21 protein-coding genes are annotated in these 17,012 nt (G+C 47.9%); 11 read left to right on the top strand and 10 right to left on the bottom strand.

Annotation, left to right across the window (positions count from 1 at the left end; translation table 11 throughout):
• Positions 1 to 27: 27 nt before the first annotated feature.
• The 6 genes from rpsA (at position 28) to BLW37_RS16975 (ending at position 5,972) form a co-directional block, all read left to right on the top strand.
• Positions 28 to 1,704, top strand: a complete 1,677-nt coding sequence (gene rpsA, locus BLW37_RS17000; protein WP_091345031.1) for a 30S ribosomal protein S1 — start codon at positions 28 to 30, stop codon at positions 1,702 to 1,704.
• Positions 1,705 to 1,765: 61 nt separating this feature from the next.
• Positions 1,766 to 2,053 (top strand): integration host factor subunit beta, encoded by a 288-nt coding sequence (ihfB, locus tag BLW37_RS16995; protein ID WP_091345029.1) that lies wholly within the window; start codon positions 1,766 to 1,768, stop codon positions 2,051 to 2,053.
• A 39-nt stretch (positions 2,054 to 2,092) separates the two neighbouring features.
• Positions 2,093 to 2,335 (top strand): lipopolysaccharide assembly protein LapA domain-containing protein, encoded by a 243-nt coding sequence (locus tag BLW37_RS16990; protein ID WP_091345026.1) that lies wholly within the window; start codon positions 2,093 to 2,095, stop codon positions 2,333 to 2,335.
• 57 nt (positions 2,336 to 2,392) lie between these two features.
• Complete coding sequence (locus tag BLW37_RS16985; protein ID WP_245785767.1) at positions 2,393 to 3,478, top strand: N-acetylglucosaminyl transferase; 1,086 nt, start codon at positions 2,393 to 2,395, stop codon at positions 3,476 to 3,478.
• A gap of 12 nt (positions 3,479 to 3,490) precedes the next feature.
• Positions 3,491 to 4,195 (top strand): orotidine-5'-phosphate decarboxylase, encoded by a 705-nt coding sequence (gene pyrF, locus BLW37_RS16980; protein WP_091345023.1) that lies wholly within the window; start codon positions 3,491 to 3,493, stop codon positions 4,193 to 4,195.
• Positions 4,196 to 4,247: 52 nt separating this feature from the next.
• Complete coding sequence (locus tag BLW37_RS16975; RefSeq protein ID WP_091345021.1) at positions 4,248 to 5,972, top strand: potassium/proton antiporter; 1,725 nt, start codon at positions 4,248 to 4,250, stop codon at positions 5,970 to 5,972.
• A gap of 14 nt (positions 5,973 to 5,986) precedes the next feature.
• Here the strand turns inward: BLW37_RS16975 and BLW37_RS16970 are convergent, their stop codons facing one another.
• Positions 5,987 to 6,595, bottom strand: coding sequence for a CIA30 family protein (locus tag BLW37_RS16970; protein WP_091345019.1), 609 nt, complete (start codon positions 6,593 to 6,595; stop codon positions 5,987 to 5,989).
• A gap of 187 nt (positions 6,596 to 6,782) precedes the next feature.
• On the bottom strand, positions 6,783 to 7,505 hold the full coding sequence (locus BLW37_RS16965; protein WP_091345017.1) for a substrate-binding periplasmic protein: 723 nt from the start codon (positions 7,503 to 7,505) through the stop codon (positions 6,783 to 6,785).
• A gap of 134 nt (positions 7,506 to 7,639) precedes the next feature.
• Between BLW37_RS16965 and BLW37_RS16960 the strand changes: the two genes are divergently transcribed.
• The 3 genes from BLW37_RS16960 to ppk2 all read left to right on the top strand — a co-directional run bounded on the left by BLW37_RS16960 (position 7,640) and on the right by ppk2 (position 10,410).
• Positions 7,640 to 8,446 (top strand): glycosyltransferase family 2 protein, encoded by an 807-nt coding sequence (locus tag BLW37_RS16960; RefSeq protein WP_171907663.1) that lies wholly within the window; start codon positions 7,640 to 7,642, stop codon positions 8,444 to 8,446.
• Positions 8,443 to 9,201, top strand: a complete 759-nt coding sequence (locus tag BLW37_RS16955) for a hypothetical protein (protein ID WP_091345013.1) — start codon at positions 8,443 to 8,445, stop codon at positions 9,199 to 9,201. The genes BLW37_RS16960 and BLW37_RS16955 overlap by 4 nt, the downstream gene beginning before the upstream one ends.
• A gap of 90 nt (positions 9,202 to 9,291) precedes the next feature.
• Positions 9,292 to 10,410 carry a polyphosphate kinase 2 gene (gene ppk2 / locus BLW37_RS16950; RefSeq protein WP_425426636.1) on the top strand — a complete coding sequence of 373 codons (1,119 nt, stop codon included), beginning with the start codon at positions 9,292 to 9,294 and terminating at the stop codon, positions 10,408 to 10,410.
• A gap of 14 nt (positions 10,411 to 10,424) precedes the next feature.
• On the opposite strand, the gene BLW37_RS16945 is transcribed toward ppk2, so the two are convergent.
• Complete coding sequence (locus tag BLW37_RS16945) at positions 10,425 to 11,081, bottom strand: MarC family NAAT transporter (RefSeq protein ID WP_091345012.1); 657 nt, start codon at positions 11,079 to 11,081, stop codon at positions 10,425 to 10,427.
• Between the two features lie 226 nt (positions 11,082 to 11,307).
• On the opposite strand from BLW37_RS16945, the gene BLW37_RS16940 reads away from it, so the two are divergent.
• Entirely contained in the window at positions 11,308 to 12,024 is a 717-nt protein-coding gene (locus BLW37_RS16940; protein ID WP_091345010.1) for an SGNH/GDSL hydrolase family protein, read from the top strand.
• On the opposite strand, the gene BLW37_RS16935 is transcribed toward BLW37_RS16940, so the two are convergent.
• Positions 12,012 to 13,319, bottom strand: coding sequence for an ABC1 kinase family protein (locus BLW37_RS16935; protein WP_171907662.1), 1,308 nt, complete (start codon positions 13,317 to 13,319; stop codon positions 12,012 to 12,014). The two genes, BLW37_RS16940 and BLW37_RS16935, sit on opposite strands and share 13 nt — an antisense overlap.
• 83 nt (positions 13,320 to 13,402) lie before the next feature.
• On the opposite strand from BLW37_RS16935, the gene yghU reads away from it, so the two are divergent.
• The gene (yghU, locus tag BLW37_RS16930) at positions 13,403 to 14,260 is read left to right on the top strand and encodes a glutathione-dependent disulfide-bond oxidoreductase (protein ID WP_091345009.1); all 858 of its coding nucleotides are present in this window, start codon (positions 13,403 to 13,405) and stop codon (positions 14,258 to 14,260) included.
• A 46-nt stretch (positions 14,261 to 14,306) separates the two neighbouring features.
• Here the strand turns inward: yghU and BLW37_RS16925 are convergent, their stop codons facing one another.
• From BLW37_RS16925 to BLW37_RS18965, 6 genes are all read right to left on the bottom strand, one after another.
• On the bottom strand, positions 14,307 to 14,519 hold the full coding sequence (locus BLW37_RS16925; protein ID WP_091345007.1) for a hypothetical protein: 213 nt from the start codon (positions 14,517 to 14,519) through the stop codon (positions 14,307 to 14,309).
• 1 nt (position 14,520) lies between these two features.
• Entirely contained in the window at positions 14,521 to 14,727 is a 207-nt protein-coding gene (locus BLW37_RS16920) for a hypothetical protein (protein ID WP_091345005.1), read from the bottom strand.
• A gap of 193 nt (positions 14,728 to 14,920) precedes the next feature.
• Positions 14,921 to 15,187, bottom strand: coding sequence for an immunity protein Tsi6 family protein (locus BLW37_RS16915; RefSeq protein ID WP_091345003.1), 267 nt, complete (start codon positions 15,185 to 15,187; stop codon positions 14,921 to 14,923).
• Positions 15,188 to 15,499, bottom strand: coding sequence for a hypothetical protein (locus BLW37_RS16910; RefSeq protein ID WP_139243746.1), 312 nt, complete (start codon positions 15,497 to 15,499; stop codon positions 15,188 to 15,190). It abuts the gene before it with no gap.
• Positions 15,500 to 15,674: 175 nt separating this feature from the next.
• Positions 15,675 to 15,941 (bottom strand): hypothetical protein, encoded by a 267-nt coding sequence (locus BLW37_RS16905; protein ID WP_091345001.1) that lies wholly within the window; start codon positions 15,939 to 15,941, stop codon positions 15,675 to 15,677.
• A 2-nt stretch (positions 15,942 to 15,943) separates the two neighbouring features.
• A partial coding sequence (locus BLW37_RS18965) for an RHS repeat domain-containing protein (protein WP_139243745.1) occupies positions 15,944 to 17,012 on the bottom strand: 1,069 nt, incomplete at its 5' end.

Here is a 17,012-nt window from a genome sequence, read left to right as displayed (position 1 = left end):
GCAAAGCAAATAGTTGAAAACAAACCTATGACTGAAAATTTTGCACAATTATTTGAGGAAAGCCTCAAAGCCATCGAAACTCGCCCGGGCGCCATTGTAAAAGGCACCGTTGTTGCTGTACTGAAAGACGTCGTTATGGTTGACGCTGGTCTGAAGTCTGAAGCAGCAATCCCAGTCGAGCAATTCAAGAACAGCAGTGGCGAGCTTGAAGTGAATGTCGGCGACATCATCGACGTTGCTCTGGACGCTATCGAAGACGGTTTTGGTGAAACTCTGCTGTCTCGCGAAAAAGCGAAGCGTCATGAGTCATGGCTGCGCCTGGAAAAAGCCTGTGAAGACAAAGAAACTGTACACGGTGTGATCACCGGTAAAGTGAAAGGTGGCTTCACGGTTGAAGTTGATGGTATTCGTGCATTCCTGCCTGGTTCTCTGGTTGATGTCCGTCCGGTACGTGACACGCTGCACCTGGAGAACAAAGAGCTAGAATTCAAAGTAATCAAGCTGGATCAAAAGCGCAACAACGTGGTGGTTTCACGTCGTGCCGTGATCGAGTCTGAGAACAGCGCAGAGCGCGAGCAACTGCTGGAAAACCTGGAAGAAGGTATGGAAGTCAAAGGTATCGTTAAGAACCTGACTGACTACGGTGCTTTCGTTGATCTGGGCGGCGTTGACGGCCTGCTGCACATCACTGACATGGCCTGGAAGCGTGTGAAGCATCCAAGCGAAATCGTGAATGTTGGTGACGAAATCCCTGTGAAGGTACTGAAGTTTGACCGTGAGAAGCAGCGTGTTTCTCTGGGTCTGAAGCAAATGGGCGAAGATCCGTGGGCAGCTATCGCTTCACGTTACCCTGAAGGTGCTAAAATCACTGGTCGCGTAACCAACCTGACTGACTACGGCTGCTTCGTGGAAATCGAAGAAGGCGTTGAAGGTCTGGTACACGTGTCTGAGATGGATTGGACCAACAAGAACATCCACCCATCCAAGGTTGTGAACCTGGGTGACTCTGTGGAAGTAATGGTACTGGAAATTGACGAAGAGCGTCGTCGTATTTCTCTGGGCCTGAAGCAGTGCAAACCAAACCCATGGGAAGAGTTTGCTAAAGGCTTCAACAAGAACGACCGCGTCAGCGGTAAGATCAAGTCAATCACGGACTTTGGTATCTTTATCGGTCTGGACGGTGGTATCGACGGCCTGGTTCACCTGTCTGACATCTCTTGGAATGCCACTGGCGAAGAAGCCGTTCGTGAGTTCAAGAAAGGTGACGAAGTACACGCTGTTGTACTGCAAGTTGACCCAGAGCGCGAGCGTATTTCTTTAGGTATCAAACAACTGGATGACGATCCATTCAATAACTACCTTGCTGACAACAAGAAAGGTGCTATTGTTAAAGGTGAAGTGACCGCTGTTGATGCCAAAGGCGCAACCGTTTCACTGGAAGGTGGCGTTGAAGGCTACGTCCGTGTGTCTGATATCGCTCGTGAGCGCATCGAAGATGCAACTTCTGCTCTGAAAGTAGGTGAAGAAGTTGAAGCTCGCCTGATGGGTGTGGATCGCAAAAACCGTGTGATCAGCCTGTCAATCCGTGCGAAAGACGAAGCGGAAGAAAAAGAAGCTCTGGATAGCATCAATAAGCAGGAAGAAACTGACTTTGGTGCCAATGCCATGGCTGAAGCCTTTAAAGCTGCTCAAAAAGATCAGTAATTAGGCTGTGACTGTGGGCTGGCTGCATGGTCAGCCCACATTATGACCGTTAGGAGTTAGTATGACGAAATCTGAATTGATAGAGAAAATGGCAACGGATTTTCCTCATATCCAGGTCAAGGATATGGAGTCATCGGTCAAAGAAATTCTGGAGCAAATGGTGCACTCGCTGGCTTCCAACGAACGCATCGAAATTCGTGGTTTTGGTAGTTTTTCGCTGCATTACCGTGCCCCCCGTATTGGCCGCAATCCAAAAACCGGCGAGCGTGTCGACTTGGATGGCAAGTACGTTCCGCACTTTAAACCAGGTAAAGAGCTACGCGACAGAGTAAAAGACAACATACGTTAAACTGTGCTTGCTTTACGACCTTGTGCCATGGAGTGAACCTTGGTTAATCTTGTTTATGCTGTTGTAATCGCAATTGTGATGGTTGCTGGTTTTTTATTCGGAGCAGCAAATCAGCAACAGGTTGAACTTGATCTTTTGTATACACAGTATCAACTTCGGCTGGTCGATGTCGCCGTCTTGTTTCTTTTACTGGGTTTGCTTACAGGTTTTTTGCTTACCATCGTATTTCGCATACGCCGCCGGTTGAAAAAGCGCAACCAGCAGCCTTCCTCGACGTCCTGATCCATGCTAGAGCTTTTGTTTCTGCTACTGCCTGTCGCTGCTGCTTATGGTTGGTTTATGGGCCGAAACAGTGTAAAGCATCAGGAACTGAAAGATCGTACTAACATCACCAAAAACTTATCGTCCGGTTTAAACTTTCTACTCACTGATCAAGAAGATAAAGCCATTGAGCAACTATTGCACTTGCTCGACATCGAAGCTGCTACCATCGACACTTATTTGGCACTGGCCAATTTATTTCGTCGCCGTGGTGATTGGGACAAAGCCATCCGCATTCATGAGAAGCTGCATCAACTGAAATTACCGAAGGTCCAGGCGCAACAAATTCAATACGAGTTGGCTAAAGATTACCAATCGGCCGGCTTGTACGACCGGGCCGAAAAGCTGCTGGTTCCTCTGATACGGCAAGAGGTATTGCGTGAATTGGCATTAAAGCACTTGGTAGCACTTTATATCAGTACGCACGAGTGGGGAAAAGCCCTGCAATTACGCGATGCGGTTGAGCAAACAAGCTCTGGGAGTTTACGTCTGGCGTTGGCCAACATCGGTTGTGAGCAGCAACAGCAGGCCGAGCCTGAACAAGCGCGTGCGGTTTATCAACAGCTCGTCGCGAGCTATCCTAAAGCAATCCGCCCCAGGTTTGAGTTGGCCCGGGTAGCGCTGGCACAACAAAAGCCAGCACAGGCGTTTTCATTATACAAAGCTATCCTGCTGGAAAAGCCGCAATGGAGTGCCGATATTCTTCCTCTGGCGAAACAATGCCAGCTACCGGATGAGGACTGGTATCAGTTATTATCTCAGCTTAGCCATAAGCACAATAACATCAGTGCTCATATTGAATTGGCCTGCTGGTTGCTTGAGCAAGGCTCCGACAAAGCTGCGGAACAACTGTTACTGGAAAAGCTGCAGCAGCAGCCAAATATTCGTTTATTTAAAGCCCTGTTAGAACAGCGCAAGCAGGGCTCAAAAGCTGCGGCAGAAGTACTGGATTCAGTGACCGAATTAGTCGCCAATTATTTGAATAAAAAAGTATTATATAGTTGCCGGAACTGTGGTTTTAAAACCCGGCAACACTACTGGTTGTGCCCATCCTGTCAGCAATGGGAGACGGTGGAGCCAATCAGTGGCATCGATGGTCGTTAAACAGGAGTTCCCATGTCTTCTCTTAGCCCGGTGTTGGTTGCACTGGATTTTGCCGAGCAACCAGCGGCGCTAAATTTTGTCAGCCAACTGGACCCCAGCTTGTGCCGCTTGAAAGTTGGCAAAGAAATGTTCACTCACTTTGGACCTGCTTTTGTGCAACAGTTGCACCAACGGGGCTTTGATGTCTTCCTTGATTTAAAATTTCACGATATCCCAAATACGGTCGCTAAAGCAGTAGCGGCTGCTGCAGATCTTGGTGTCTGGATGGTGAATGTGCACGCAAGCGGTGGTGGTCGGATGATGGAATCTGCTGCTCAAAGTTTACTATCTTTTGGTGCTGATAAGCCGTTGCTGATTGCTGTGACGGTTTTAACCAGTATGGAGCAAAGAGATCTTCTGGAAATTGGTATCGAGCAAACGCCAGAGCAGCAAGTGATGCGCCTGGCCGCTCTGGCGAAAAACTCTGGCCTGGATGGTGTGGTCTGCTCAGCGCAAGAAGCCAGTTTGCTCAAGCAAAAACTGGGGCAGGGCTTTCGCTTGGTCACACCTGGCATTCGTCCGGCCGGTAGCAGCCAGGATGATCAGCGCCGAATAATGACACCAAGCGAAGCAAAAGCTGTCGGGGTCGATTACATGGTAATTGGCCGGCCCATCACCAAAGCAGCTGATCCAGCTGCAGCCTTGCAGGCTATACTGAACGAATTGAATCAACAATAAGCTAAACTGCTTGATAACACATTGTCTAAATTAGGGGAGGGGACCTTAGCGCGTGGAAGCCATTAATCTAACCATCCTCGTCATCGGTGTATTATTTTTAATTAGCATCGTGGCAACCCTGATATCTTCGCGAATCGGGGCCCCAATCCTATTGGTTTTCCTAATTATTGGCATGCTGGCCGGTGAGCAAGGGTTAGGCGGCATCACTTTTAATAACCCACAAGTCGCATTTTTGATTGGCTCCATCGCTCTGGTGATTATTCTGTTTGATGGCGGTATGCGGACCCATCCGGAGCGCTTCCGGGTAGCTTTAGCACCTGCTGCTATGCTAGCTACCCTAGGGGTCGTAGTTACCTGTACTGTGACCGGTCTTGCTGCGGCCTGGATTCTAGGCTTGCATTGGCTGCAGGGTTTACTGCTGGGTGCCATTTTAAGCTCGACCGATGCTGCGGCAGTATTCTCCATCTTCCAATCCCGTGGTATCCGCATCAAGGACCGGGTGGCGTCTACGTTAGAAATTGAATCCGGTAGCAATGACCCAATGGCTGTGATGCTCACTATCACCCTTGTTGGTGTGCTGGCCGAGTACACAGCATTGGATTGGTCGGTTCTGATCGTGTTTTTAAAACAAGCCATTATAGGTGGTGCAGTCGGGTATGGAGCAGGGCGCCTGTTCGTGTTTTTATGCCGTAAATTACCACTCAGCTTTGCATTTTTTCCCTTAATGGCTGTGGCTTGCTGTATCTCTGTCTATGCCGTAACGACACAGTTTGAAGGAAGCGGCTTCCTCGCAGTGTACTTAATGGGCTATTTCGTTGGCAATGCCCGATTGCCACAAGTACTCTATATCCTGCGGGTACACGATGGCCTGGCCTGGCTGAGCCAAATTGTGATGTTCTTGATGCTCGGCTTGTTGGTGGTACCCAGTCAGCTGCTGGATCATCTGCTGCCGGCACTGGCTATTGCAGGTGTGCTTATTTTTATTGCCCGCCCGTTAGCTGTCTTGCTGAGCCTGATCCCATTTCATTTTCCAGCCAAAGATCAGCTTTTTATTAGCTGGGTAGGTCTTCGTGGTGCTGTACCTATTATTCTGGCATTATTTCCCTGGTTGGCAGGCGTACCGGATGAGCACCTGTACTTTAATGTCGCCTTTGTCATTGTGATTGTCTCCCTGGTGTTTCAAGGTTGGAGCATTTCACCTGTTGCGCGTTGGCTGAAACTGGAAGTCCCCAAGGAGTCTGGACCGGATCAAACCATGCCACTGGACGCTATTGCCAGCAATGAAGTAATTGAAGTTGTATCCTTTACTTTAAAAGGCGATTCGCCAATGCTGGATAAGCAATGGCAGGACTTCACGGTGCCACACAGTGCGGAGTTTTTAGGTGTCATACGCGATGGTGAATGGCTATTAAGCCGTGACAACCCGGTGTTTAAGCTAAAAGATAGTGTGCTGGTATTGTGCAAAATGGCAGATGTTCCCGACATCAGTACTGTGCTGGCCAGTGCAGCCAGCAGCCGTACTATGACAGCCAGTGATTTCTTTGGTGATTTTGTACTGAATGCGCAAATTACACTGGATGAACTGGACGCATTCTACAGCATCACGTTACCGGAGCATGAAAGCCATGTAACACTGGCCGATTACATCACTGAGCGTTTTCACCGTCGCGTGGTGGTCGGTGACCAGGTAAAACTGGATGCGCTGGTGCTGACAGTGCGTCAGCTGGACGACCATGGCAATGTTAAACTAGTGGGGATAAAGCCGAGTGACAGCTGAGCTTTCAAGCGTATTTAAATGGATTGCAGCGCTGAAAACTCAATGTCGTAGAGCAAAATGTCAAAAGTACCCGTGGTTTTATCAGCCAGCATAATGCTGATCTGATACACATCGGCAAAGTGAAGTACCGGCATATTTGCTACCGCACGGCCACGAAACTGGCCATTGAAATCCCGGGCCGAAAATTCATAACTGGCTTTGCCGGGTTGACTATTAAAGTGCGCGACATAAGCAACACCGTCAGGGATAAACGGTGTTTTAAGGCGCAACTGATAGCGACGGCCATCGGCGGCTAATTGCAATCTGATCTGCTGGAAGTTCAAAGCAGGCAATGGCTGCTTTAAATTAAATTGCGCCGAGGCAAAACCACCATTATTCGCCAATGATAGATGGCCACTAAAGCGCAGCGCCGTTGTTTCCGCTGCCTGCAAAGTCCCACGCGAACGACCACCCATAACCGTATCATGCACCAATTGCACATAACTAAAGTCATTAGCGCAGGCAAATTGCAAACGCACGGCACCAGGTTCATTAGGATGTACGGACAGCAAAATACTTTCCGCCTGCAAAGCAGTACAAACCCACAGCCCGGTCAGGGCAAACCATCGAAGCAAAAGTGTCATGGCAGTAGTGCTCCGGCATTGTGTATTCCTGTGATTAGGTACTTCATTTATACGAAGCACATCAAGCTTTGGACCGATCTAGCCAATAAACAGGCTTAGTCCCCTTCAAATGAAATATCCCATAATGTATATTATGTTAAATTGCATGCTAAAGGTTGTTTTATACAGGCAACTAAACCTAACCACCCTAATCATAAAACTGATAGCGGCCCTCAGCCCTTATTGCTTGCAGTGCTTGTTGGAAAGCCTGATGGTGTTCAGCGTAGCGCCCGGTTCTGGAAATGGCGATATGGGCTTCAAAGTTGGGTTGGTAATCCTGCGGAGCTAACACCAGGGTTTCTCGATAGCGTGGATTGGCTACAATATAACCCAACGTGACATGTTCCGGTCCAATCACCACGTCGGTTTGCTGAAAATACAACATCGCCAGCGCATCGTCCATGCTGGCAACACTTTTCAGCTGATGGCCCTTTTCCTGATATCGTTCACGAAGATTGGCGGAATAAAGCCTCCCTTCAATTAAGGTAATCCTTAGCTTTGTTTTGTTCTCAATAGGATTGGCTTTGTGAACAAACCAACTTTCCGGGCGAGCAGAGTCGTAGGGTATCAGCAAGAACAACCGGTCACGTTCTTTGCTGAATAGTAAGCCTGCAACAACATCTACCTGCCCTCGCTCTAATTGCTGCAAACATCGATTTATGGGTGTTGGTACCGTGTATTCCAGCCGCATATTTAAGCGTGCAGCCAGATCACGCATCAAATCGACCTCGATACCGCGCGGTTCCGTGTTGGCCTGGTAAACCGTTCGGTTTGGTAAATGCCCAAGACACCAAATCAAGACTGCCTGCTCAGCCAATGTTTTTATGGAAAACAGGATGAGACAAAAGAAAATAAAGATTCTTTTAAGCACAACCGAGCTCCGTTACTGCTCCACCAACTTAATTAGTATAGCCAAAGGGACGTAAACTGATGCTTTATTGCGTTCGTATCCCTGTCTGATATCATCCCTATTGTCTTTCCAGAATTTTTTTACAGGCGCTACTGGTGAAATTTAGTATTATCATTCCTGCTTATCAGGCCGGGGCAACTCTGGAGCGTTGCTTACAAAGTCTTGCTGCACAAAGTATTTCTGACTTTGAAATAGTACTGGTTGCGGATGATAACAATGATTATGAACCCTTGGGCAGTTCGTTTGGCTTGAACATCCGTTACCTTCGAACAGCAACTCCACGTTCAGGCCCCTCAGTGGCACGAAACCTTGGGCTTGATGCTGCTCAAGGGGATTATGTCTGTTACCTGGATGCTGATGATTGTTTCTCCGATAACCGTTTAGCCTCTTTTTATAAAGCATTACAACGCCATAAGCTGGTTGGTGACTACCCACTGACTTTTGATGCTCATGGAGAGCGCATTCCAGCCTATTTGTCAGAGGATAAATCGCTTGGCTTAGCTGACTTTTTACGGTTAAATTTTCCGGTTAAAGTTGCACACTCAAACCAAAAAAATTTACGATTTGATGAGACTGTCCGCTTTGCCGAAGATACTTTGTTTAATGCCCGTGCTATTTGCTTTTTTAACGCCTCGCTTTATGTGCTGGCAGACACTAGTTATCACTACTATTTAAGCCCAACCTCATTAACCAGCCAAAGTTTTAAAGTGATAGAGCAAGGTTATACAGAGTTGCTTAGCCGAGTACCCCGGATAATTGAAGCAAGTGAACAACAAAAGCAGTTGATTTATCAACAATTCTGGCTAAAACGCGCATTGAACAAAGTGTTCTTTGATTATGTCGCAGAGTTTGGCCCCTGCTCATTTCCTGTGTTTTCTAAAAAACTTGGAGCTCAACCATGAATCAGGATAGTACCAAGCTGCATGCTCCCGCTTGGGTGAAATTGATTTCCTTGTTGTTGTTGGTAGCAGCTTTTATGTTGGCCGCCTGGGTTGTTGTGCAGTACATGGATAAGAACCGCCATGACTGGATCCTGGTAGCCATTTCCCTGGCACAAATTGCATTAACAGGTATTGTCTTTTTATTGATTTATTTCTTCTCTGAGCGCGATCACTCCACGGCGTCACTTCGCAAGATGTCTGATAAGTTTATCTCTGAGGAGGTAAAGCGCTCACTGGAAAAAATTGAGCTTCATTTCGTCAACAATCAATGCCCTCAGATCGAGGTAGATAAAAACTGGACCGGTATTTTTGGCAAAAACATCCAAATACGCTGTGGGGATTATTTGGCATACCTGTGGGTAGGCATTAATGTGAATAAAATCTGGTGCATCTACACGTTCGAGGATTTTACGAATGGGCAGGATCCTTCAGGTGATCAGCTTCGCAATAAGCTTAAAGCAACACTGGATGGCGCCGAACAAACCGGCTATCACGTGAATATCACCTACCTTTGCCCTAGCGAACAAAATCAGCTAAAAGGAGCCTTCTCTGTTTGGGCTACAATAGCGGATAAAGAGCACCCGCATATGTTATCTAATGCCCACAGGCGATTGTTCTTTGCCAATGATATTGCGATGATGACACACTCCATGCTCAATACCGCCTATCGGGAGCATGTCTTCCCAAGCCTTGAACACCGGCCTAAACCATTGTAAAGCTGACATATATCGCTTAGAAATCTGCCTCAGATCAAACATACCCCGGACTTCCTGCTCTATAATGAAAGTCTACAACAGGGGGTATCTGTGGCAGAAAACAAACCATCAAGCATCAAGCAACGGGCTGGTATCTTACGAGGTGACACCCTGGCGGATCTTGCGCCGGCAGCGATCGCAGAAGAAACCAGTAAACAGAAAATGAGCGGTGCCCAGGCCTCTTTGGAGGTGGTATTGCGGGACATCTCTGAGCGCAGCAATGCGACGATAAATGATCAATCGGTAGACGAGCTAAGCACTCAGCTACAATCCATCGTGCAAGGGGCATCGCCGGATGATGTGGCTTTATTGCGTAAAGTTCTGCTGCGTGAAGAGTTTGAAAAAACTGCCAACCTTGATGCTGGCTCGGATGATGAACTGCTACCCGACTGGCAGGAAAGCCCCTACCCTTATAAAAACCGCCTGCGCCGCAAAAGCTATGAAAAGCAAAAATACAACCTGCAAGTGGAACTGCTGAAATTGCAACACTGGGTGAAGGAAACTGGTGCCCGGGTAGTGATTTTGTTCGAAGGCCGCGATGCCGCGGGTAAAGGCGGTACCATTAAACGTTTTATGGAGCATTTAAACCCCCGGGGTGCCCGGGTGATTGCACTGGAAAAACCCACTCGGGCAGAACAAGGCCAGTGGTATTTTCAGCGCTATGTGCAGCATCTGCCAACGGCTGGTGAAATCGTGTTGTTTGACCGCTCCTGGTACAACCGTGCTGGGGTTGAGCGGGTGATGAACTTTTGCAGTGCCGATGAGTACCATGAATTTATTCGCCAGGCGCCTGGTTTTGAGCAAAATCTGGTTCGCTCTGGTATGCATCTGATTAAATTCTGGTTCTCAGTCACCCGAGACGAGCAAAAGCGCCGTTTTGTCGAACGTGAGTCGCACCCGCTGAAACAATGGAAACTAAGCCCAATTGACCGGGCATCCCTTGATAAATGGGATGATTATACCAAGGCGAAAGAAGCCATGTTTTTGCATACCGATACGGCTGAAGCGCCCTGGATTGTTGTGAAATCCGACTGCAAAAAAAGAGCCCGGCTTAATGCGATGCGCTATGTGCTTAGCCAGTTTGACTATCCCAATAAAGATCTTAAACGGCTTGGCCACATGGATTCATTAATTGTAAGCCGAGCCACCACGCATCGGGTACTGCCCTGATACAGCGGCAACGATTAAGCTGGAATATCTGTTGCCAAACCAGCTCGAAATAACTGCAGCAGCTCCGGATCGGTAATGCCATTCACAATGAACTGGATGGCAATGCAGAACATCAAAAAGCCCATGATCTTGGTCATGGCATGAGTGCCGTTGACACCTAGCAGGCTGTGCAATCTACCAGACAACCGTAAAGTCAGCAGCACAATGGCTGCCAGGAGCAAAATACCAATAAAAATACCCAAATACTGCCACCAGGCCGTCGATAATGTCGCAAGACTGATGGTCACAGCGATGGAGCCAGGCCCACTCAAACTCGGCATGGCCAGTGGAAAAAAGGAAATATCGTCTTTTTTGCGGCTTTCTCGCTTTTCATCCGGCGTTAAATCCACCGTGTCTGGTGGATACAGCATGCGAAAAGCCACCCGGCCAATCAGAATGCCGCCGGCAATACGCACGCCAGGCAGCGAGATACCGAAAAAATTCATGATCAAGCTACCGGCTACCAAAAAAGTAGTCAAAATACCGACCATATAAAGCACACCACGCAATGCTTGCTCGTTACGAGTGCGTTGATCATAACCTTCGGTAATGGCGAGGAAGAGTGGCGCTGTACTGAATGGATTGACGATGGGCAGCAAGGCTGCCACCGTTATAATAGTGAGTTCAAACATCACAAGCTCCGGATTATGCTGTAACCGGGCTTGGGATTACTTCTGATAACGGCGTACCAGAATAACTAGCCCGATAGTAAGGATAACCGCAGGCAACAACCAAAACAGCTCGTTCATACCTAAATCCTTGTTCTGTATTATTGGTTACTGATTGTATCGAATTTAGGTTCTAAAGCAAGCTGGCATTTTGCTAAGATACTGTGAAAACAAGCAATTGGGAAAACACATGCCTTGGCGTTTTTGGTTGTTGGCTCTGTGCTGCTGGCCTTTGCTACTTTGGCAAGGAAAGCGGGTTCGTGCTCTGGCTTTACGCTTACCAGAGGCAAGCGGTGAGCGTGCTGGCTTAATGGGACAAGGGCCACAGCAACAATTACTGATTTGCGGTGACTCCGCAGCAGCCGGTGTGGGTTGCGATAATCAACAACAAGCCTTGTCTAGTCAACTGGTTGAATTACTTTCAAAACAAGCCGGAATTCACTGGCGACTGCAGGCTCAAACCGGTATCAACAGTGCTGAGCTTCGGCAGCGGTTGCAGGAGCTTGAAGCACAACGGCTGGACTGGGTTATTGTATCCATAGGGGTCAATGATGTGACCGGGCTCTGCTCAGACCGGCAATTTAGCGTTCGTATTCATGCTTTAATGCAGGTGATAAATCAGCGCTTTTCAACGCCCAATGTCATTTTTAGTGCCATTCCGCCCATGCAGCAGTTCAGTGCCCTGCCTACTCCACTTAACTATTGGCTTGGTCTAAAAGCAAGTCAGCTCAATCGGCAGTTGGTGCGAACATTGGATGCTTGGCCGAATGCCCGGCTGCTCAGCTCCGGGGTTAAACTCACACCCGACATGCTGGCAAAAGATGGCTTTCATCCATCAGTAACAGGCGCCAAACATTGGGCCAGCTTAATTGCAGCAGAAATACAGCAGCTCCATCACAGCAAGTAGGTGTCTAAGATTGCGCGAACATTGACTCTTGCTTTTAAGCGGGCCGCCAGCAAATACAAACCACCTATTTTCCGGTGTAAAAAGATGGCATCAGCCGGAGGTGTATGCCAGTAATTGTGTTGCAAACTAAGTGCGGTGCCCGCCTCACGTATACGTGCTGCTAGATCGCTCTGACCAAAGTCAAACGGGGCATCTTGCTGCAGCGGCTCACAAGCCAGCTTTACCAGCGCCAATACCCGCAAGCGTTGCTCAGCAGCAATCTGCTCACTAAAAAAGCCAATGGTGGTGAGTGCCTGATCCATGCTTTGCTGATCCTGCTGCAAGCTGGCAGCAAATAACTGGCGATACGCCTGGCTAAAAGCCGGGCTGTACTCGCGACATGCACCAAAATCCAGCAATACCAGCTGTTCGGTTGCCTCGTTGTAGCGGTAATTGGCAAAGTTGGGGTCTGTTTGCACCAACTGAAACTCAAAAAGCTCTCGAAACAGCAAACTAAAAAGTTGTGTCACTACCCTATCCCGCACAGCCTGTGGATGTGTCTGCAGACTTTCAACCGGGTCTCCTGGCACATAACGCATCACCAGCACTCCCGGGCGGCACAACCCTGTTACAGGCTCAGGCAATAAAAACTCGGGTGAGTTGTTTAGTGCGTCTTTAAACCGTTGCATAAAGGCAGCTTCCTGCAGATAGTCGGCTTCACGGCTCAGCTGCGCTTTGGCTTCCTCCAGCAAAGCTTGATAATCCACACCCGGAGGCAGTAAACCGCTGATACGCAGCAAGGTCGCCACATTATCCACATCGCTGCTGATGCTTTGTCGAACGCCCGGGTACTGCACTTTAACGGCCAGTTGCGTGCCATTGTCATGCTCGGCACGATGCACCTGGCCTATCGATGCAGCGGCCATCGGTTTGAAGGTAAAATCGGCGAAATGACGCTGCCAGTTTTCGCCAAGTTCTGATGCAAGCACTGCAGCTAACTGTTTAGGCGGCATCGGATTGGCATTATCACGCAAGCGGGCCAGCATATCCGCTAACTCATTGGGCAATAGATCCCCTGCATCCATCGACAACAACTGGCCTAACTTCATGGCGGCACCACGCATGTGTGCCAGCTGATTAGTTAGCCGTTTCACATTGGCTGGGGTTAGCAGCAGTTCCATCCGGCTACCGGGCTCACCTTTAGCAAGGCGTTTGGCCCCCTCGGCCAACATGCCACCGGCCAACTTACCGGCTAAACTGGCGAATCCACCCAAGCGGGCCAACCGACCGGCTGGTACTTTACTACTGGAAGACATAGCTCTCCTGTTTTACTATCGGAATCACACTTAGTGCATACGCCTTTCGCCGGCGTCTGGCCCACTCAAAGAAGGAGTAACGCATGAGCGAGTACCATCCCCCGAAAGTCTGGCAACCCAGTTCAAATGGCGGTAAGTTTGCGTCCATCAACCGCCCGGTTGCCGGCGCCACCCATCAAAAAGCCTTGCCCATCGGAGCGCATCCACTGCAGTTGTATTCACTTGGTACGCCCAATGGGATCAAAGTGACCATTCTGCTGGAAGAATTACTGGCTTTAGGCCACCAGAGCGCTGAGTACGATGCCTGGTTGATTGACATCGGTCAGGGCGATCAGTTCGGCAGTGGCTTTGTAGAGCTGAACCCGAACAGCAAGATCCCAGCCCTACTAGATCGCAGTGAGCCCACACAGCCGCAGCGAGTATTTGAGTCTGGTGCTATCTTGCTCTATCTGGCTGAAAAATTTCAGTGCTTTTTGGGCCAAACGGCAATGGACCGCACCGAAATTCTCAACTGGTTGTTCTGGCAAATGGGCAGTGCTCCTTTTGTTGGTGGCGGCTTTGGTCACTTTTATGTGTATGCGCCGGAAAAATACGAGTACCCCATCAACCGCTACGCCATGGAAACCAAGCGACAATTGGATGTACTTGATCAATTACTGGCAAGCCGACCCTATATAGCCGGCATAGAATACAGCATCGCCGATATGGCGATCTGGCCCTGGTATGGTGCTTTGGCACTGGGGCAAGTGTATAGCTCGGCTGAACAAAATGCTGCAGAGTTTTTGGATGTGCAAAGCTACGCTCACCTGCAGCGCTGGGCTAAGCAACTCAATGAGCGCCCTGCTGTGCAACGTGGCCGCCTGGTAAACCGCAATTCGGAGGATGGCAGCACTCTGCCTGAACGCCATAGCGCCGATGACTTTAAAGCTCTGGGCTTCTGATACAAGAAGGCAGCCGGCCTTAGCGCCGGCTGCAGCAAATGGTGAACTAGTTCAGGTAATCAATGGCATTTCTGGCTGCACGATAAAGTGCGCCTAACGTCCGATCAAATACCCAGCGAATAAAGGAATAGGATAAATCACGTACGGTCGTCACAGCCTGGCGCGCAAACACCAGCATATGGCCAAGCAAGCCTCTGGTTTGCTCGGTAATCAATCCGCCCCTGGCTGGTGATTTTGGCGCTGCGCCGGCCCAGTGCATCTTACTCGTAACGGCTGAGGCCGTCTTTATGACTTAAAGACAGCAACTGATTAAAGCCATTGAACTCACGCCGCTGGCTGTGCTGCGGGTGGATCACCACCGTTTGGTTGCCACTGGCATCGTACTGATAGCAGTGGTCGTGATACTGGGTTAGGCGGTCTTGTTCGACGGTGATGCCTTCGCCTTTGGAGTTGCCAACAGCTAACAAGCCAGGGGCACAAAAAATTAGACCGCTTAGTGGCGGCCTGTGTTTTTAGAAAATAAAATTGTAAAAGAGCAATCTATCTTCAGGACATATTTACCGGGAAAATTCACACTAAGTGACTACACACAGTAATATTGAAATATTTTGTTTTAGCACATAAAATTCTTATGAATATATGTCCTTAATTGAAAAAATCTCACTCCAAACTTAGCTTGAAAGCGATGCTCTGGCAATTTTTAAGTATCTCCGCGAGTTCAGGATCGCTTTCTTCAAATTCACGAACAGCAAAATGACCAACAATTATTTTATCCAATTTACTTCTATCCAATTCTGATCCATCGATAATTGATAATAGGTATTGGAGCTGTTTAATAATGCTTTGATATATATCGAAGTCAGGGATATCCTTTAGTCTCTTCTCTGTTAAAGAGATACCTTTTCTTACTATTTCAATTGGCGTCATTTAAATTTCATCGCTCTTTTCAAAAGCTAGCTTATTGGCGGTGAGATATTGGGTTCCAACTACTCTGGTAATCATCCCATAAACTAACGTTTTCTCACGCAGCAAATTCGCATTAGAGAGAAGCCTGTCAGCTCGTTTAATACTATGTTTTTCATAGGCTGCGGAGTCTATGCCGCGACCAATACTGGTGACAGTAGCAGCGCTGCCATTAGCCAGGCTGTATACACAATCAGTCACGGCTTTTTGTCTGGTTGCATGCATTTTTGGTGTGACAAATGAAACGATATTGGTCAAGATAGCGCGAACATTCATGGTTGTTTGGTCTTGGTGATGTTTGGCGATTGATCTGATCACCGAACGCCATGAATGTTCCTTACGAATCCATCTTTTTGTTTTATCTAATAATTTTGTGGGGATGCCTCAGGGTTAGATATCCATATGCTTGCATTGTATTGAATATCTAATGCCCAGTTGACGCAGTATTTTTTTATTTTCTTTCTAAGAATGAAGATATATGGTTAATAATATTTTTTTGACCACTAATGTTGACAATTCCGTCATCAGAAATGGATATAGTCAAAACCTTATCATCTACAATATACCTCTTAATTAACACCGATGTTCCGCCAGCAATTAAAAAATCATCTTCAATAAGCAATGAACCTTTAGATTGCAAAAACTCTGATATTTTTTCATCTACCAACTCATATTCGACATCAGAAATTGACAGTTTCTTTTTATCAAGTCCAAACATAATTACTCCTTGAGGGGAGGAAGCCCAAGCTCTTCCCTAACTTCGTTGGGCTCAATACCAAGTTTTCTTGTAATGACTTTGTTCGGGTCGGCAGCCTTTCTTGCTATCTGTTCGGATGAATATCCTTTATTCGTTTTAAGCCAATTAATAGAAGGGCCATAAATACTATCATAGCCTTGAGGCTCCATTCCTCCGATAAGTGGAGATACAAATGTCCAGCTTTTAGGTAAAATATTTCTTGCGTATATAGCAAGACGCTTTGTAAATGGCGTAAGAGATTTGTATTTAATGCCTATTTCTCTACGCTTCAAATGCATGATTTCAGCAATGCTATCCCAATCCTCTCCAAACTTTCGTAGTTCGTCTATTTCTAATTCCAATGAATAGATGTCTTTTACATAATTACGTCTTATCGCTTGAAGCTCTTCTTTACACACCAACCCCAACGGATCCACCCAGTTGATGTGGTTCGGCGCATACTGGTAGTGGTTGATGCCACCGAGCAGGCCTATTGGATCCTGGCTGATAAAGCGGCCTGTGGTTGGATCGTAGTACCGGAAGTGGTTGTAATGCAACCCACTTTCTTCATCATAATACTGCCCCTGAAAGCGGATCGGGTTATCAATTTGGTTTACCGTTACCGTCGCTTTACCAAAGCTGCTGTAGTGCGCTTGCCAGACAATCTGGTTGTTGCTGTCCGTTACGGATAGCGGTGTGCCGAGTTGGTCCAGCTGATAGCTGTACAGCTCGCCGTTTTTAATAAGGAACAGCGGTTTGTGCGTGCCTGGTTCAAAAATATACCAACTAAAGTCGCCATTCTGGTATTCGCCCAGCAGCTTATCGCCATCCCAAAGGTAATCAATCCGCCCCTGGCTGGTGATTTTGGCGCTGCGCCGGCCCAGTGCATCGTACTCGTAGCGGCTGAGGCCGTCTTTATGACTTAAAGACAGCAACTGATTAAAGCCATTGAACTCACGCCGCTGGCTGTGCTGTGGATGGATCACCACCGTTTGGTTGCCACTGGCATCGTATTGGTAGCTGTGGTCGTGGTAGCGGGTTAAGCGGTCTTGC

The organism is Alkalimonas amylolytica (assembly GCF_900107845.1).
Lineage (GTDB): Bacteria > Pseudomonadota > Gammaproteobacteria > Enterobacterales > Alteromonadaceae > Alkalimonas > Alkalimonas amylolytica.
Note: the sequence above shows the minus strand (reverse complement) of the source record. Positions and strands in the feature narration are given on the sequence as shown.

Coding starts and splice junctions, on each gene's coding strand:
- pyrF (WP_091345023.1), top strand. CDS start 3,491: ATGTCTTCTCTTAGCCCGGTGTTGGTTGCACTGGATTTTGCCGAGCAA.
- BLW37_RS16910 (WP_139243746.1), bottom strand. CDS start 15,499: ATGAATGTTCGCGCTATCTTGACCAATATCGTTTCATTTGTCACACCA.
- BLW37_RS16970 (WP_091345019.1), bottom strand. CDS start 6,595: ATGACACTTTTGCTTCGATGGTTTGCCCTGACCGGGCTGTGGGTTTGT.
- BLW37_RS16935 (WP_171907662.1), bottom strand. CDS start 13,319: ATGTCTTCCAGTAGTAAAGTACCAGCCGGTCGGTTGGCCCGCTTGGGT.
- BLW37_RS16905 (WP_091345001.1), bottom strand. CDS start 15,941: ATGTTTGGACTTGATAAAAAGAAACTGTCAATTTCTGATGTCGAATAT.
- BLW37_RS16915 (WP_091345003.1), bottom strand. CDS start 15,187: ATGACGCCAATTGAAATAGTAAGAAAAGGTATCTCTTTAACAGAGAAG.
- yghU (WP_091345009.1), top strand. CDS start 13,403: ATGAGCGAGTACCATCCCCCGAAAGTCTGGCAACCCAGTTCAAATGGC.
- BLW37_RS16985 (WP_245785767.1), top strand. CDS start 2,393: ATGGGCCGAAACAGTGTAAAGCATCAGGAACTGAAAGATCGTACTAAC.
- BLW37_RS16955 (WP_091345013.1), top strand. CDS start 8,443: ATGAATCAGGATAGTACCAAGCTGCATGCTCCCGCTTGGGTGAAATTG.
- BLW37_RS16945 (WP_091345012.1), bottom strand. CDS start 11,081: ATGTTTGAACTCACTATTATAACGGTGGCAGCCTTGCTGCCCATCGTC.
- rpsA (WP_091345031.1), top strand. CDS start 28: ATGACTGAAAATTTTGCACAATTATTTGAGGAAAGCCTCAAAGCCATC.
- BLW37_RS16925 (WP_091345007.1), bottom strand. CDS start 14,519: ATGCACTGGGCCGGCGCAGCGCCAAAATCACCAGCCAGGGGCGGATTG.
- BLW37_RS16940 (WP_091345010.1), top strand. CDS start 11,308: ATGCCTTGGCGTTTTTGGTTGTTGGCTCTGTGCTGCTGGCCTTTGCTA.
- ihfB (WP_091345029.1), top strand. CDS start 1,766: ATGACGAAATCTGAATTGATAGAGAAAATGGCAACGGATTTTCCTCAT.